This window comes from Rurimicrobium arvi (genome assembly GCF_039540495.1).
Lineage (GTDB): Bacteria > Bacteroidota > Bacteroidia > Chitinophagales > Chitinophagaceae > Rurimicrobium > Rurimicrobium arvi.
The window spans coordinates 101199-117328 of the sequence record NZ_BAABEZ010000014.1; the positions used below are offsets into that span (position 1 = coordinate 101199).

Here is a 16130-nt window from a genome sequence, read left to right on the forward strand (position 1 = left end):
TACGGCACTACTAACCGTATAAGTATTATGCTCAGATTGCTGTCTCTCTTTACCGTTCTTTCTCTCTTACTTACCCACGAAACCCAGGCACAAAAATCTCCGAAAAGAGAATTCCGTGGCGCATGGATTGCCACCGTGTCGAATATCGACTGGCCTTCCAGGCAAGGTTTACCTTCGGTACAGCAACAACAGGAACTGATCAGCAGACTGGACGCATTGAAAGCAATGGGCTGCAATGCCGTTTTTTTACAGGTACGTCCGGCTGCAGATGCACTATATGCTTCCCGCTTTGAGCCATGGAGCCGTTTCCTGAGCGGCAGGCAGGGCCAGCAGCCTTTTCCTGCTTACGATCCGCTTTCCTTCGCTATAGAGGAAGCACACAAAAGAAACATGGAACTGCATGCATGGTTCAATCCTTTCCGCGCACTCACCGACAGCAAAAAAAATCCGAACCCCAAAAATCATATCACTTACACGCACCCCGACTGGATCATCAGCTACGGAGGCAAATCCTATATAGATCCGGGTGTTCCGGAAGCAAGAGAGTATGTCATCAATGTGATCATGGATGTGGTCAACCGCTATGACGTGGACGGTATTCACCTGGACGACTATTTCTACCCCTACAGGATTGCGGGTGTGGAATTCGGCGACCAGCGCAGCTTCCAGCGTTTCAAAGGCGACTTTACACAAAAAGATGAATGGCGCCGTAATAATGTGAGCACTTTTGTGGCAACACTCTACAATAATATCAAAGGGGAAAAAGCTTACGTCAAATTCGGCATCAGTCCGTTCGGTGTCTGGCGCAATGCATCCAAAGATCCTGAAGGGTCTAATACCCGCGGTGGCCAGACCTGCTACGACGATCTGTATTCGGATATTCTGCTCTGGCAGAAAAACGGATGGGTGGATTACACGCTGCCGCAGTTGTACTGGGAGCATGGTCATCGTGCTGCCGCATTTGAAACATTATTACCGTGGTGGGAAAACCACAGTTATAAACGGCATATGTATTTCGGACTGGGCGTATACCGTATGGCAGAATCCAAAGCAGGGATATGGCAGGGCCCGCACGAGATATTGAGGCAGATACGCGATATACGTGACGCATCGCACAACCCCGGTGTGGTTTTCTACAGCACTTCCAGCTTTGATAAGATCAGCACTGCCTTACGGGACAGCCTGAGTTACGGGGCCAACAAATTCTATGCCTTCCCTCCTCAGATGCCCTGGCTTGATAAAAAAGCTCCGGAAGCACCTGTTGTAAAGATTATGGATGCCGCCTATCCGAAATTACAGTGGGATGCAGTAGACGCACCTAAAGGTGATCGTATCAGCTATGCCGTATACCGTTTCGGTCCTAATGAGCACGTAGACCTCAACGCAAATGAGCATATCATATCCGTACAAAATACAACCGGCTTCTCAGATAAGGAAGTAAGAGCAGCCGATCGTTACACGTATGTGGTCACTGCGCTGGACCGTTTGTGGAATGAAAGCAAGGCCAGCAATCAGGTAAAACTGTAGCTGATTCCGGCTTACTTCCCGAATACAGCAGCAACCTGACCGGCAAGCCGGGATGCCCAGACAGCATACTCTTTAGCCGATGGATGCAATCCGTCCGGGGCAAGATAATCTGCATGCACGCCGTTTTCCCTGGTACTCTGCGTAATTTCTATGAAATGGCAGCGATGACTTTTTGCAATGCCCATTGCAGCATTATTGTAAGCATCGATTTCTCTGGCGATCTGTGCGCGGTCTCTTTCTCCGGCGAACGGTGTTACACCCCAGTCGGGGATCGACAATACAAAAACCTTGTCGGTATGCCCTCCTGCGAAGTGTATCGCCTGGTTCAGGAGCGCTGAAAACTCCTCCCGGTAGTTTTCCAGCGACCGCCCGCGATACTGGTTGTTTACACCGATTAGCAGACTCACGAATGAAAAAGTCTCACGAATGTTATGCTCGCGTATCGCGGCCTGCAATTCATCGGTAGTCCATCCGGTAGTTGCAATAATAACCGGATCAGACACGTCCATATGTTTAGCGCGTAGTAATTGTACTGCCTGATTCGGAAAGTTCTGTTCGAAAGGTACCTGTTCTCCTATTGTATAAGAGTCGCCTAAAGCGAGATAAGAATACATAGCTTTTCTTTAAACGCGGAAATTACAAATTATCCGAGCACTACCGTTTTTATATTCACAAATTCGCGCAACGCAAAGGAGGACAATTCTCTGCCATAGCCGCTATGCTTCACTCCTCCGAACGGCAGCCTGGGATCAGAATGTACCGCTTCATTCACAAAACAACTTCCGGCATCCAGCAATTCACGCGCAATTTTTTCAGCACGCTTCCTGTTGCGGGAAAAAACCGCTCCGCCCAGGCCATATTCGGAACTGTTTGCAATGCGTATCGCATCAGCCTCATCTTTCGCTTCGATGATCACAGCAACGGGTCCAAACAATTCTTCGGAATAAGCAGGCATACCCGGCTTTACATTAGTCAGCAGTGTGGGCGGATAGTACGCACCCGGACCTTCCGGGATAAAACCGCCATGCAGCAGTCGCGCACCTGCCGCAATACTGTCAGTCACCTGGCTATGAAGTTCTTTGCGCAGATCAGGCCGGGCCATAGGACCTATCTGCTGTGCAGGGTCTTCCGGATTGCCGTAAGTCACCTGTTTGATCAATTCACTTAAAGCAGCCTCGAAAGACTTTCTCACGGATTTCACTGCAATGAAACGCTTTGCAGCCACGCAGCTCTGTCCGGTGTTAATCATCCTGGCTTCGAGACACATCCGCGCAGCTTCTGCCACGTCAGCATCTTCCAGTATAAGGTAAGCATCGCTTCCGCCCAGTTCCAGCACCTGCTTTTTGAGGTTATCGGCGGCAACCGATGCCACTTTACGTCCGGCAGCAGTACTGCCTGTAAACGTTACCGCGGCAACTTCCGGAGCAGCGATAACGGAGGCTACTGCTGACGATGCAATTAAAAGTGTCTGGTATAAATGAGCCGGAACACCTGCATCCTTCATTATTTTTTCGATCATCATAGCGCAGCCGCTTACATTGGAAGCGTGTTTCAGCACCATTGCATTGCCCGACATCAGCACCGGAGCCATTGCCCGGAATACCTGCCAGTAGGGAAAATTCCAGGGCATAACAGCGAGCACCACGCCTATCGGCTGGAACGATACATAACCTTTTCGTTTGCCTTCGGAGAAAATAAGCTCGTCCTGCAACATACGCGGGCCTTCGGTAGCGTAATATTCAAATGTCTTCGCGCACTTTTCGAGCTCCGCGCGACTCTGGGCAATCGGTTTACCCATTTCACGTGTAGCGAGCAATGCTGCCGCATCCGAATGTTTACGGATACTTTTGGCAACGGAACGCAGCAAAGCAGTTCTTTCCTTCATTGCCGATGAACGCCATTGCGTATACGCTTTGTGAGCCTTTTTCAGGTTTTTGCCAACCTGTTCTGCTGTCAGCGATTTATATTGTTTGATTTCCAGGCCGGTAGCCGGATTATAAGAGCTAAGTATCTGAGGTTCCATAGGTTGGACTTTACCTTACGCAAGGTATATGCTCTAAAGTTATGAGATTGATAAATAAAGGCTCTTCTACTATAAAGAATTGCTACCGACTTCTTTTTAGCAATTTCCGGTCGGGTATTGGATTTGTTAATACTTTTTCACTACATTTAACCTCTGGAAAAATTAACAAAATCGATGCGCTACGTATTATTATCCTTTTCTGCTATACTGTGCTTTGGTTGGATGTCATGCAAAAACAATGACAACCAAAAGACAACCCGTGAAATGTCTGCAGTGATCAAAAGAAATTCTGCCGATTCCGGATTTGCCTGGAACGCTGCGGCGGGACTTGTAAGTTCAGAAATTCCGTTTGCACGCTCGGTGCGTTTTAAAGGATCTGAATATGTAAGCAGTCCTACTACTGTAAATTTATTCATCAACAACTATAAAGGTGTTGGTACCTATAAAATTTATCAGGGCAGTGCGCTGCAAACCGACAGTAACTCTGTAGTGGTGACCTATGCAGGCCGTAACTACAGCTCCATTGCGGGTAGTGTTGAAGTTATTCAGGACAACGGCTCTTCTTACATCGGTCGTTTTGAGTTTACTGCAAAAAACCTGAACGATACACTTACCGTTAAGAACGGCTCCTTCAATATCGACAAATAATTCTGTTGTGATACACAACAAAAAGCAGGTCTCTCAACGGGACCTGCTTTTTATTTTGGTTTTATATCAGAACTACTTCCTGCGTTTCATGCAACTTTCAATTTCATCCGGTGTAACCGGTATATTTTTGAACAGATCTACGTTGCCGCTTTTTGTTATCCAGTAATTGTTTTCGAGACGGATACCCATTTGTTCTTCCTCAATGTAGATACCGGGTTCGATAGTAAACAGCATCCCCTCCTTTACAGCACCCGTTCTTGTGCCCACATCATGTACGTCGATACCCAGATGGTGTGTAATGCCGTGGTAGAAATACTTACGGTAAGCAGGATTTGCAGGATCCTGGTTTTTAATATCTGCTTTGGAGATCAGGCCAAGTTTCAGGATTTGCTTTTCCATTTCGGCATTCGTCTTGCTGACATAATCCGGAAAATTGATCCCGGGTTTCAGGATGGATTTTGCATACAAATGTGCGTTCCATACCGCATTGTACACTTCGCGCTGGCGTTTGCTGAATTTTCCGCTCACAGGAATTGTACGCGTGAGGTCCGCGCTGTAATTGCCATAGGACGCACCGAAATCCATCAGGATCAGTTCGCCGTCCCTGCACTCCTGGTTGTTCTCCACATAGTGCAGTACCCGGGCCCGGTCTCCGCTCGCAATGATCGGATCGTAAGCATGGCGCGGTGAACGGTTGCGCAGAAATTCATGCGTGATCTCAGCTTCAATCTCGTGTTCCCATACCCCCGGGCGAACGAAATTCATTACCCGGCGGAATGCCTTTTCGGTAATGTCCACAGCCTGTTGCGTTACTGCTATTTCTTCTTTTGTTTTAACAGAACGCAGTTCTTTTACAAGTACGGCTGCGCGCTCATAACGGTGTAACGGGAACCGTTTCATCCAGCTATGCACAAACTCCAGGTCGAGGCGCAACAAAGAACCGTCGAGGCGGTCATTTTCATTAGTGTTCAGGTATACGGTCTCAGCATTGTGCATCATCACCTGCAGCATCGGATCAACCGCATCCAGCCATTGTATATTGTCGATTCCTGAAATAGCTTTTGCTTCGTCCTTTCTGAGCTTATGCCCTTCCCATTTTTCCAGGGTTTCGTTGGGGCGCAGCAATACGAGCACTTCCCTTGCCGACTGATCCGGGTTGTCCGGGAAAAGAATCACCATTGTCTTTTCCTGCTCTACACCGGAAAGCCAGAGTACGTCTGAGTTCGGGCGGTTGGTATATATCGCGTCACCATTTGTCGGCAACACTTCGGTTGGGTGAAATATGGCAATGGAATTAGGTTTCATTTTTTTCATGAAACGCTGACGGTTCTGTTGTGCAAGCCGTGCCTGCAAAAGCTGATTTCTCATGTATTTTATCAGTAGGTTAGAATTCGGTTATGGAAAGTTACTATTAAATTCTTGCACGCCAGGGAAGCTCTTCCCTGCCATTCACATGTGTGATATACCGCGACAGTACAAAAAGAAAATCGGACAGCCGGTTCAGGTATTTCAGAACAATATCCGATACATGCTCTCCCTGTTCTTCCATTGCCACACAAAGACGTTCTGCCCTTCGGCAGACACAGCGTGCAACATGACAGGCGGATGCTGCCTGGTGGCCTCCCGGAATGATAAAGGAACGCATCTCCGGCAATTGTTCATTCATTTCATCAATCCGCTGTTCCAGCCATTCAATATCGGAAACGTGGAGATCGGGCAATTTCATTTTCACTTCTTTTGTCTGTGTTGTTGCCAGTTCTGCCCCCAACGTGAACAGACGGTCCTGCACTTCACGGATCCAGTCACCTATACGTCTATCCGCAGCCATATCGTTTACCAGGCCCAGATAGGAGTTAAGCTCGTCAACCGTTCCATAACTTTCGATCCGGATATGATTTTTCGATACGCGCGTTCCTCCGATCAAACTTGTTTGCCCCTTATCTCCGGTCCTGGTGTATATTTTGAATGACATAAAAATTCTTTAAGATCCTCAAAAGTAGAAACATATTTTTACATTTGGGGACGCCGGCAACAAACCGTATGAATCGCAGCGCACGCTATATCGCCACTTTCCTGCTGGCTCTCTTTATGCAACCGCTTAAAGGGGCTGCGCAGGCCAATTCCGAGTCGGACCTGCTTCGTCATATTGTGGCAAGCTTCGTTCAGGCGGACAGCGATGCTTATGCTGCTGTATTCCCTTCGGCAGATTCTATCATTGCCATCACCCTGCGACGCGCACCCGATTCAACGGAACAATATGCTCAGGCAAGGGCACTCGCCGGCAATACGATCGCACTGGCCGATCAGGATTCGCTGATCCGGAAAAATGCATTTGTTCTGTTCCGGTATATATTTTATCGCGGATCAGCACTTGGCGTACATTGGTCGGATGTGCTGATGAACCGCTATGAGCTGGAAGCATTGCACAAGACCAGAGATGCAGCTTTAGAAGCTGTTGCACCGGAACGCTTTGTCGGTTATGTTTTCCTGGAGGACATGCAGACGAGGAAGATATTTACACTTGCATTAAGCGACATCCGTAAGATGGAAGGAAAATGGTACGGCGGTGAAGCAAACTTTATTTTCGAGGCAAAAACAAAAGACGAATTCAACCAGAAACTGAAAGCTGAGAAAAAAAGGATATTGAAAGGACTCGCAGATTCTGCACTCCTGGCAAATAATGTACCGCCGGACTCTACCGATGATGAAGACGAAGTATCTATGAAGCGGAAGCAGGTTGCCGAAAGGAAATACTATATCGGCTGGCTGGACGACGATATCCCGGTAGACTTATACATCAGGTATCTCAAAGGAGACTGTCCGGGCGGCATCTGCTCCTATGATGCCATGATAAAGTTCGGAGAAGACAATTTTATACGGTACGAAGTGGTGAAAACCAAAGACGGCAAATGGACATTTACGGAAGAAGAAACAGGTGGTGTTCTTGAAGTGGATCTGAAAGGCAATATTTTTTCCGGCGTTTTTTCTGCCACTACCGACAGGATAGATTATGATGCCTACCTGAAAGAGAAAAACATGAGTAAACGCAAACTTGAATACCTCGATGAAATAATGGACGAGGACTTAAACCATTAAGAAGATGAAAGCAATAAGCACAATTGGTCTGTTAATATTATCGAACACGTTTATGACGATCGCCTGGTACGGGCACCTGAAATTTCATGAGTGGAAAGGCTTTGCAAAGCTTGGCTTATTCGCTGTAATCGCACTCAGCTGGGGGCTGGCTTTTTTTGAATATTGCTTCCAGGTGCCTGCCAATCGCATCGGCTTTAAGGAAAACGGAGGACCATTCACTATCTGGCAGCTGAAAATCATTCAGGAAGCAATTTCGCTGATCGTCTTCTCGGGTTTCACTATTATTGTGTTCCGCAATGAAAGTCTGCGTATGAATCACCTGATCGGATTCGGTTTCCTGATACTGGCGGTCTATTTCATCTTTAAAAAATAAGCGATGCTCCATTTACAAGTCTTTACGTTTAACCCGTTTTCGGAAAACACCTACCTGATTTATAACGATAATCAGGAATGCTGGATTGTCGACCCCGGGATGATCAATGAGCAGGAATGCCAGGAACTGTTCTCGTTTATCGAATCACATCAGCTGCAACCTCAGGCTATCATTAACACGCATGCGCACATCGATCATATCCTGGGTGTAGATGTAGTGGCCCAACGGTATAATATCCCATTCTATCTGCATGAGCTGGAAATGCCTGTTCTGAATAACGCTGCTAATACAGCGCGCATGTTTGGCTTTGAATATGCCGGAGTGCAGACGAAACCAGGTTTCCTGAGTGAACAGCACTTACTCCGGCTGGGGAATGATCCTGTTACGGTACTGCTCGTTCCGGGACATTCTCCGGGAAGCATCGCTTTTTACTACGAAAAAGGTGACTGGGTAATAAGCGGTGATGCACTCTTTGCTGGCAGCATCGGCAGAACAGACTTATTGCTGGGCGATCACCCCACGCTCATTCATTCTATAAAAACGCAATTATTGCCTTTACCGGCGCAGACAGCAGTACACTCCGGTCACGGACCGTCTACAACAATAGGCCAAGAGCTAAACAGCAATCCTTTTCTGAACTGATCAAATAATACTAACGGTGAACAACCAGGTCTCCTCCTTTGAGCATAGGCACAACCGGATGCACATCTGCGGTGGTGCAATAGACCATATCTGATTCCAATCCAAACCCGGAAAGCCTTTTGTAGTGTGCTCCCCTTTTAAGGTATTCAAAATAATCACCCCGTGAATCTGCGTTAAGCGAAATACAGGCCATCGCGCTGTCACAATTGATCGTAAATTCGTCTTTCAGTTGTGCAGCCACAGCGCCCGCAAAGAGGGCATCCTCCAGATTAAAGCGGTCTTTCCAGGAAGCACAGGCAAGCAATACGCGACGTTGCTCTTTTCTCAGAAATTCCACAATAGCACTGAGATTGGGAAAAGAGCCGGTAACGATTGTGTGTGCATCCTTTACCATATGGAGCAGTCGCGTGCCGTTGGTCGTTGTCAGAATCAGATCCTTCCCTTCAATAAAGGTGCGGGGATATTCTGAAGGGGAATTACCATATTCCAACCCGGGAGCCACCTTACCATCGCGTTCGCCGGCCGTAATACTATTCGGCGTTACTTTACCTATTGCGATACATTCTTCGACAGAGGCCACCGGAACAATACGTCTCGCACCGTTGTCCAGTGCCGCAGCAATGGTGGATGTGGCACGAAACACGTCAATAATAACAGTAACGGTATCCTTTGTATCAAATAAATGCAGTAATGCGGGAGAGAGGCAAACTTCAAGATTAGGTTTATCAGGCATTCTAAAATCAACTGGTTAAAAAAATAGCTTTGCGATTGCAAAGCTATTTTCAATTATTGTAAGTACAAACTTATTAGTACACCCACATATCGTGCTCACGGTTCATCATTTCTTCAGAAACGCGCTGGCCTTCGTTGAGGATATCCATATCGTTCATGTTGTAGTCTTTGAAACGGAAGTCGAACGGATTGCTCACTTTGTAGATGTAGCTTGCAAAGAAACGACCTTCAAAGTAATCGTCCCATGTCATACGTGCAACGTCGTTATCCGGGTTGAACACTTCATATTGAGCCAGCAGATCGCGGATATCCTGGTAATACAGCCAGAAGAACGGAGTGTTACCGATAAAGTCTCCGGAAGAGCTTTTCTTATCCAACAGCGGAGCGAGACCGATAATACGGGTTACTTTACGACCAAGGTTACGATCGAAAATAACGTCTTCTTTAATACGATATTTAGTGATCGTGTTAGGATCAAATTCCGTACGGGAAATACGCATTACGCGCTCTCCTGTTTCGATATCGTCTTCATAGAATGTATCCGGTTTTCCAACAAGAACATCCATGATCTGATCTTTAGTAAATGGTGTTGTAAAACGCTCATCGAAGGGAGAGTAAGCCTGGATTTTACCACGCTTGATCGCATCGATCAGTATCTCAATAAAGCTACCGCCACCTGTGTTCTCATCGCCAGGGTAGATAAATGGCATATTTTGCTTCTGACGTACATCTATTTCACGCCAAACACGCTTTTTCCAGAGTACATCGTCTTCACGCAACGGTTGCCAGGGCAACGCTTTGGACACGTGAGCAACTTTATCATATGCACCATCAGGGCGACGTGAAGGAACCCAATCTTTATTCACCGCACCATTCTCCGGTAAAGAGGCTTTATCGGCCATTGAACCGGATTGTGCGTTCGCACCTGCAGCACAACTGAGAAATAAAATTGTCGCTAACTGATATTTTTTGAGGATATTCATGATCAATCCTGGATTATTTACTTGAAAAATGAGAAACTAGGATACGTTATTGAATTGTAATGATGATAGTGTTCAGCGTACGGGTGAAACCATCCGGACCGCGAGCTTTGATATTCTCAAGGAAGATCTTATCACCTGGTTTACACTTGCCGATCACATCTGCAACCTGTTTGTTCGAAGTGAACAAAGGACCGTTAACAGATATCGGACCGATAGGATCCTGACGTTTTTGCAGGTATGTAAAGTCGTAGCTTGTTACTGTGAAGCGAACGTCGAAATCAAATGCTTTCAGTGCTGCGTTGATACCGGAAACCACTTTCATACGGTTGGAAGGCAGACCGATAGAACCGGACAAACCAGCAACTTCAGCAACAGGGTCAGGGATCATTTTTACGCGGATCTCCTGAGAACCAACCTGTTTCTTACCTTCTTTTGTGTTGGCATAGATAACAGCGGTAACCTTACCTTGCTTCTTGATCATTACATTGTATTTACCAAGAGCATCTCCTTTAGAGATAACAGCATCTGACTCAGGAATACCGAGGTCGATATCCTCCATAGAGTAACCCGCCGCTGATACAGTAACAGGGTTAGGTACACCAATGTAGAATACGTTCATTTTATCCAGCTGCATAGAAGCTCCGGTGGAACCTACCATGTAAGTGAACTCGAATGGTTTTGACTCCTGATGGCCTCCCATGTCGATAGACACAGTACCTTTCACAGTCTGAAGACCTGTACCGCCCGCAGTGTTCTCCCAGTAAGCAATACCTTGTTCAGTCTTGGTTACGTGACCGAGGTTGGAGGATACGATCGGATTAGCTGTGGTTTTATAGGCAGCCAAAGAAATCTCCGCTTCAACTTTCTGACCCGCGAGCAGGTAGCTTTGTTTTGGAACAGCGATCGCCTTAAATCCGTCGAACTTAACATCTTTTTCGTGGATCTTGTCGAACAATTGGTCGATGATCATCGCTTCTGAGTTCTTGATGTCATTCTGGAATTTAGACATCAGCGTTACGGTTGCGATCGTAGGCATGTTGTAGAAGTTACCCGCGCTCCACTCACCTTTGGGGTTCGCATCGGAAGGTTTAACTTTCTCAATTTTCAATGGCAATTGTTTTGCCAGAGCAGAAGACGTATCCAGTCCAAGAGCGTTTAACAATTTCACGCGATAGCTTTCCAGGCGCATTTTGATTGTATCACCGCCTTTGTTCTTTTCAACCAGAAGGTCAGTGGAAGCGTGCAGATCTGATTCATTCAGGATCTCACCGGCAGCTGAATCTCTCCATCCGCCGGACTGGGCTACCAGACGGCGCTTCCAGGATTCCAGGTAATTGATCAGGTCGTCAGATTCCTTTTTAACTTCCATGGCAACCTTGTAATAAGGCTCCACTTTAGGTCTTTCAGAAGGGATTTGCATGCTCTCCTCGAAGATCGCGTACTTATCAGAGTTTTTCTGAGCGATAGACTGATTAGATCGCCCGATACTCTTGTTGATCGTACGGAAAGCCGCGAGAATCTCATTGGATACGTTAAGGGCCAGCAATGCTGTCAACACCAAGTACATGAGGTTGATCATAATCTGCCGGGGCTCTTTAGGTATTGACATTCTATTATAATTTCAGTTTGTTAGAAAATTTGTTTCAGTTCAAAGCTTATCACCTGTGAAGGCATAAGTTTGCCGGCGATTAACGTCCCTGCATCGCGGTAAGCATGTTACCGTAGATGTTGTTCAGAGAAGTCAGGTTTTTAGACAATGCAGCCATTTGCTCTTTTGCAGAAATTGCATCAGCAGCACTTGAAGCCATTGCATCTGAAGCGCTCACCAGATTGCTGTAGAATTTGTTCATAGCTTTCAGGTGGTTGTTCGCATCGTTCAGCTCCACTTCATAGATCTGATTCAGGGAATTCAGGTTACCGCTCAACACCTGTACTTGCTTATGGAAGCTCATTGTATCGTCAGCAGCGCTGTTGAACGCAGACATTGTACGTGTTGCACCTGCGAAAGTGTCAGACATCTGACCCAAAGCACCGGCAGCGGTACGTGCGCTTGAAGAATATTCGTTAGTAGCAGCCGTAACATCAGACATATCTTTGATGTTGTTCACAACTTCTCCGAAACGCTGGAAGTTCTGATTGAGCTTGTTCAGGTTAGTAGGAGTAATAGCAGCCTCTTCCATCATTTTGTCGAAAGCAGCCATTGGTGACATGGAATCCGGTGTGCCGACTTTTTTCCCGCCACCTTTCATGTAATGCTCTTCTTCAGGACTTACATCCAGACCTGGGTAGATTTTCTCCCAATAGTAGTCTTTATGCGGAGGAAGGATACCGAGCATCGCGAAGATGAAAGCTTCGGTCAACATACCTGCTGTCAGAAGCGGACCACCGATAGCCCAGTGCTGGATTTTACCAAGAGCCCCGATCAGAACGACGCAGGCACCAAAACCGATGATGAAGTTTTTGATATATTTCCCTCTGCTGGTCTCAAAAAACAATGCTATTGATTTCATATGGAGTTAATTCTTTTTTTGTTAAGGTTGTAGTTGATTGTTTGCTTTTTATCTTCTGTTAGTCAGAGCCGGAGCGATTTGCTGATAAATGTTACGGAAACCGATATAAGCTTTAGCAGTATCTGCGTATTCGTAATCGCGAGTGCTCACCTGCAGGTAATAGTATACGTCTCTCCAGCTTCCGCCGCGAACCACTTTACGTTGCAGCCACTGAGGATCGGAATTTTTAGTGCGTGTATCCAGTGCAGGATTCACATCAGCAACCTGATTGTAGGTATTACCGTAGTAAGGGCTGCTGGTCCACTCTGCAACGTTTCCGGACATGTTGTACAGACCGTAATCGTTAGGCCAGTATTTATTTACAGGAACAGTGTACAAGCCACCATCTGCTGCGTAGTTACCTCTCTGAGGTTTGAAGTTAGCCAGGTAACATCCTTTTTTGTTCAGGATGTAAGGGCCACCCCAGGGATAAGGAGAAGCGTTGCGGCCTCCGCGTGCTGCCCATTCCCATTGCATTTCGTTAGGCAGCATGAAACGACCTTCGAAATATTGTTTGGTTCTTTCTCTTTCTTTTTTCCACTCGTCGGTACGCCAGTTAGAGAATGCATTGGCTTGTCTCCAGTTGATACCAACTACAGGGTAGTTATCGAAAGCACCAAACCAGTTGTACTGACGCGCGATAGGTTCGTTGTAAGAATAGCTGAACTGACGCACCCACACAGTGGTATCAGGATAAACGTTGATTTTGCTTTCTTCAATATAATTTTTAGCTGGCTGACCAGGATTTTTGATATGCTCGTCGTAGTTATAAACAGAATAACCGTAAACCAGTTTGGTATTGTCAAATTCTTTGCTTCCCCAACCAGTCTGATCAGCAGGAACGTACAGAGTGGACAATTGCTCCTGTACATCCGGATCTCTCCAGTTGATTCGCTTGCTCATATCGAGCGTTTGTGTTCCATCAGGATTATCTTTAAAATCTCCCAGAATGGTATGAGCGATTGAGTCACGGACCCAGTTAGTAAACTGACGGTATTCAGCGTTAGAGATCTCAGTGGCATCCATGTAAAAGCCTGTCATCTGAACAGTACGCACAAGGGCGTCGTTTTTGCCTCTAATGTCTTGATCACTTGCTCCCATTTTCAGAATACCGGAGGGTACGTACACCATACCCAGAGGCACAGGGGCTCTGTAAGTAGAGTAATTGGGTGCACCTACTAATTGTCCGCCACTACCCGATTGTCCGCAGCTAGCAGCCAGAGCAGCAATAGCAATAGCGGAGAGCTTCAGGGAAAGTTTTTTCATACTCATTCTTTTGTTTTTGCAATTAGGCAAATAAAGGTAAAATTTCTGTTTATTTCTAAAGTTTATCGCTAAACTGGCACACAATATTTGAAGTTTTTTTCAAAAAAACAACTGTTTGCTAAAAAATATTTTTTCTTTTCGGGCAAATCCGCTGTTAATAATTCCCTTCTGTTTGTGTTAAAGTATAGCAAAATCAATATTCTCAGGTAATCGGTCCAAAGGTGCCCGGCATGCATCCTTAGTACAAACAAAAATGTATGTTTCAGGCATGTAACCCTTTCTGAATGGCATAGTTACGAAATTTTCTTCCTTTTCAAAAAAATAAAAGCAGTTCGGCAGAAACTTCTCACAAACTTCATTTTTGACGTTTTCCTGATCGTTTCCCGTGATCACAATGCTCCGGTATCCGTAGCGCAAACGCTGTCCCAGCAAGGCCCAGTAAGCAAATGAAGTCGGGTATCGCATGGCCGCTTTTTTTTGCGAACGGATCATCTGTTCGCTCAATCCGATCCACTGTGCATTCTCCTGCAGTATACCCAGCACATGCAATACTTCTGCCATCACAGCATTGGAGGAAGGGTTTACGCCATCATAGATTTCGGGTTTACGGTAGGGCAGCATCCGGTCTGCAGACGATGTGTAATACAACAGCGGCCCGTCTTCCGCTTTAAAGCGCTGCAGCACTTCTTCACTTAAGCGGATTGCCTGCAGCAGATAAGCTTCTGAGCTCAATGCCTGTGACAGCTGGATCATCGCGCGGCATAAAAAAGCAAGGTCATCGAGCTTGGCTTCTATTCTCGCGAAGCCATCTTTCCAGGTATGTTTTGGAGACGCTGCAACTTCAAATTTTTTCAGCAGCCAGTCCATATGACTGCGTGCTTCTTCAATCAAATCTTCCCGCTTCAGCACCACTCCCGCTTTGCTGAAAGCCTGATTCAGCAGAGCATTCCAGCCGAGCAGTACCTTATCATCCGTTCCGGGACGGATACGCTTATTGCGGCTTTCGAGCAATACTGCGGACGCTTCCCGGATCACCGCTGTCAGCTCCGCTTCGGAAATGCCTTCCTGTGCGCATATCGTCTGTATATCTAACGCACGATGCAGGATGTTAGTATGCTCCCAGTTGCCTTCTTTTTCGACACCGAAATATGCGGCAACATATGCGGGGAAAGCCTGCATCAGTGCGTTCCATTCCTCAATCGTCCAACAATAAAACTTGCCTTCCACTCCTTCACTGTCTGCATCAAGAGCTGCATAATACCCTCCTTCCGGATGGCGCATCTCCCGCTGCAAAAAAGCGATTGTCTGCTCTATAACTTCCCTGTACTGCGGCTTTCCGGTAAGCTGATAGGCATCTGTAAGAACAGACAACAGCAAGGCATTATCATACAGCATTTTTTCGAAGTGCGGCACAAGCCAGACTGCATCTACGGAATAGCGCGAGAATCCGCCGCCGATCTGATCGTAAATACCACCGCCGATCATCTTATCGAGGCTCAGCAATGCCTGCCGCAAAGCCTCTTTATCGCCGGTAAACCGCGCTCTTTCCAGCAGCAGCCCTATAGCCATTGTGGAAGGAAATTTAGGCGCTCTTCCGAATCCTCCGTGAACCGTATCTGCCTGTTTCAGCAAAGCGTCTATCGCTGTTGCAATATCTTCATCTGTCCATCCGGACCCGGCATCCGCAGTTGTCTGCTTTGCTGCATTCTGTAAGTGCGCCAGCATCTGATCTGCCTGCTGCAATGCTTCTCCGGGATGCTCCTGCCATACCTGTGCCATCCGCTCCAGCAGCTGTTTCCAGGAGGGTCTGCCGTGTGCCGGAACAGGCGGAAAATACGTACCTCCGTAAAACGGTAATTTATCCGGCGTAACAAATACATTTAAAGGCCATCCGCCGCTACCCGTAAGGGTCTGGACTGCCGACATGTAAAAGTCGTCCACGTCCGGGTGCTCTTCCCTGTCTACTTTGATACACACAAACGACTGATTCATTACTGCTGCAGTTTCCGTATCCTCAAAGCTTTCCCGCTCCATCACATGGCACCAGTGACATGCCGCATAACCGATGCTCACCAGCACGGGCTTATTCTGCGCCTTCGCCTGTGCAAACGCTTCCTCACCCCATGGAAACCAGTCCACAGGATTATGCGCATGCTGCTTCAGATAAGGGCTTTGTTCATTGATCAGTCGATTGGCCATAATAGAAAAATGTATCCGCAAATGTACAGCCTATGCCAGGTAGTGGCATAAAAAAAGCGGCACTATTACAGTGCCGCCCCCGCTTGTCGCGT

Annotated in this window: 15 protein-coding genes; 5 read left to right on the plus strand and 10 right to left on the minus strand. The window is 46.8% G+C overall.

The window, feature by feature from the left end; genetic code table 11:
- Positions 1–27 precede the first annotated feature (27 nt).
- Positions 28–1527 carry a glycoside hydrolase family 10-like protein gene (locus ABD846_RS05795; RefSeq protein WP_344823745.1) on the plus strand — a complete coding sequence of 500 codons (1500 nt, stop codon included), beginning with the start codon at positions 28–30 and terminating at the stop codon, positions 1525–1527.
- 11 nt (positions 1528–1538) lie between these two features.
- Here the strand turns inward: ABD846_RS05795 and ABD846_RS05800 are convergent, their stop codons facing one another.
- Together ABD846_RS05800 and ABD846_RS05805 are read right to left on the minus strand one after the other, a co-directional pair.
- Complete coding sequence (locus tag ABD846_RS05800; protein ID WP_344823748.1) at positions 1539–2141, minus strand: SGNH/GDSL hydrolase family protein; 603 nt, start codon at positions 2139–2141, stop codon at positions 1539–1541.
- A 29-nt stretch (positions 2142–2170) separates the two neighbouring features.
- The gene (locus ABD846_RS05805; protein ID WP_344823751.1) at positions 2171–3550 is read right to left on the minus strand and encodes an NAD-dependent succinate-semialdehyde dehydrogenase; all 1380 of its coding nucleotides are present in this window, start codon (positions 3548–3550) and stop codon (positions 2171–2173) included.
- Between the two features lie 222 nt (positions 3551–3772).
- Between ABD846_RS05805 and ABD846_RS05810 the strand changes: the two genes are divergently transcribed.
- Positions 3773–4198: a hypothetical protein gene (locus ABD846_RS05810; RefSeq protein WP_344823753.1), complete on the plus strand. Its 426-nt coding sequence runs from the start codon at positions 3773–3775 to the stop codon at positions 4196–4198.
- Positions 4199–4270: 72 nt separating this feature from the next.
- Here ABD846_RS05810 and ABD846_RS05815 read toward each other — a convergent pair whose 3' ends face one another.
- Together ABD846_RS05815 and ABD846_RS05820 are read right to left on the minus strand one after the other, a co-directional pair.
- The gene (locus tag ABD846_RS05815; protein WP_344823755.1) at positions 4271–5566 is read right to left on the minus strand and encodes an aminopeptidase P family protein; all 1296 of its coding nucleotides are present in this window, start codon (positions 5564–5566) and stop codon (positions 4271–4273) included.
- A 43-nt stretch (positions 5567–5609) separates the two neighbouring features.
- Positions 5610–6170: a cob(I)yrinic acid a,c-diamide adenosyltransferase gene (locus tag ABD846_RS05820; RefSeq protein WP_344823758.1), complete on the minus strand. Its 561-nt coding sequence runs from the start codon at positions 6168–6170 to the stop codon at positions 5610–5612.
- 68 nt (positions 6171–6238) lie between these two features.
- On the opposite strand from ABD846_RS05820, the gene ABD846_RS05825 reads away from it, so the two are divergent.
- From ABD846_RS05825 to ABD846_RS05835, 3 genes are read left to right on the plus strand one after another with little or no spacing between them, the layout of a single operon-like run.
- Positions 6239–7294 (plus strand): hypothetical protein, encoded by a 1056-nt coding sequence (locus tag ABD846_RS05825; protein WP_344823761.1) that lies wholly within the window; start codon positions 6239–6241, stop codon positions 7292–7294.
- A 4-nt stretch (positions 7295–7298) separates the two neighbouring features.
- Entirely contained in the window at positions 7299–7667 is a 369-nt protein-coding gene (locus ABD846_RS05830; RefSeq protein ID WP_344823764.1) for a DMT family protein, read from the plus strand.
- Positions 7668–7670: 3 nt separating this feature from the next.
- Entirely contained in the window at positions 7671–8309 is a 639-nt protein-coding gene (locus tag ABD846_RS05835) for an MBL fold metallo-hydrolase (RefSeq protein ID WP_344823767.1), read from the plus strand.
- Between the two features lie 10 nt (positions 8310–8319).
- Here ABD846_RS05835 and ABD846_RS05840 read toward each other — a convergent pair whose 3' ends face one another.
- The 6 genes from ABD846_RS05840 to ABD846_RS05865 all read right to left on the minus strand — a co-directional run bounded on the left by ABD846_RS05840 (position 8320) and on the right by ABD846_RS05865 (position 16038).
- Positions 8320–9042, minus strand: a complete 723-nt coding sequence (locus ABD846_RS05840) for a 2-phosphosulfolactate phosphatase (protein WP_344823770.1) — start codon at positions 9040–9042, stop codon at positions 8320–8322.
- 73 nt (positions 9043–9115) lie between these two features.
- A complete protein-coding gene (gene porN / locus ABD846_RS05845; protein ID WP_344823773.1) occupies positions 9116–10024 on the minus strand; it encodes a type IX secretion system ring subunit PorN/GldN in 909 nt (302 codons plus the stop codon).
- 46 nt (positions 10025–10070) lie between these two features.
- Positions 10071–11633: a type IX secretion system motor protein PorM/GldM gene (porM, locus tag ABD846_RS05850; RefSeq protein WP_344823776.1), complete on the minus strand. Its 1563-nt coding sequence runs from the start codon at positions 11631–11633 to the stop codon at positions 10071–10073.
- Positions 11634–11712: 79 nt separating this feature from the next.
- Positions 11713–12534: a type IX secretion system motor protein PorL/GldL gene (porL, locus tag ABD846_RS05855; RefSeq protein WP_344823779.1), complete on the minus strand. Its 822-nt coding sequence runs from the start codon at positions 12532–12534 to the stop codon at positions 11713–11715.
- Between the two features lie 48 nt (positions 12535–12582).
- A complete protein-coding gene (gene porK / locus ABD846_RS05860; RefSeq protein ID WP_344823781.1) occupies positions 12583–13839 on the minus strand; it encodes a T9SS ring complex lipoprotein PorK/GldK in 1257 nt (418 codons plus the stop codon).
- Between the two features lie 177 nt (positions 13840–14016).
- Positions 14017–16038, minus strand: coding sequence for a thioredoxin domain-containing protein (locus tag ABD846_RS05865; protein WP_344823784.1), 2022 nt, complete (start codon positions 16036–16038; stop codon positions 14017–14019).
- Between the last annotated feature and the right edge of the window lie 92 nt (positions 16039–16130).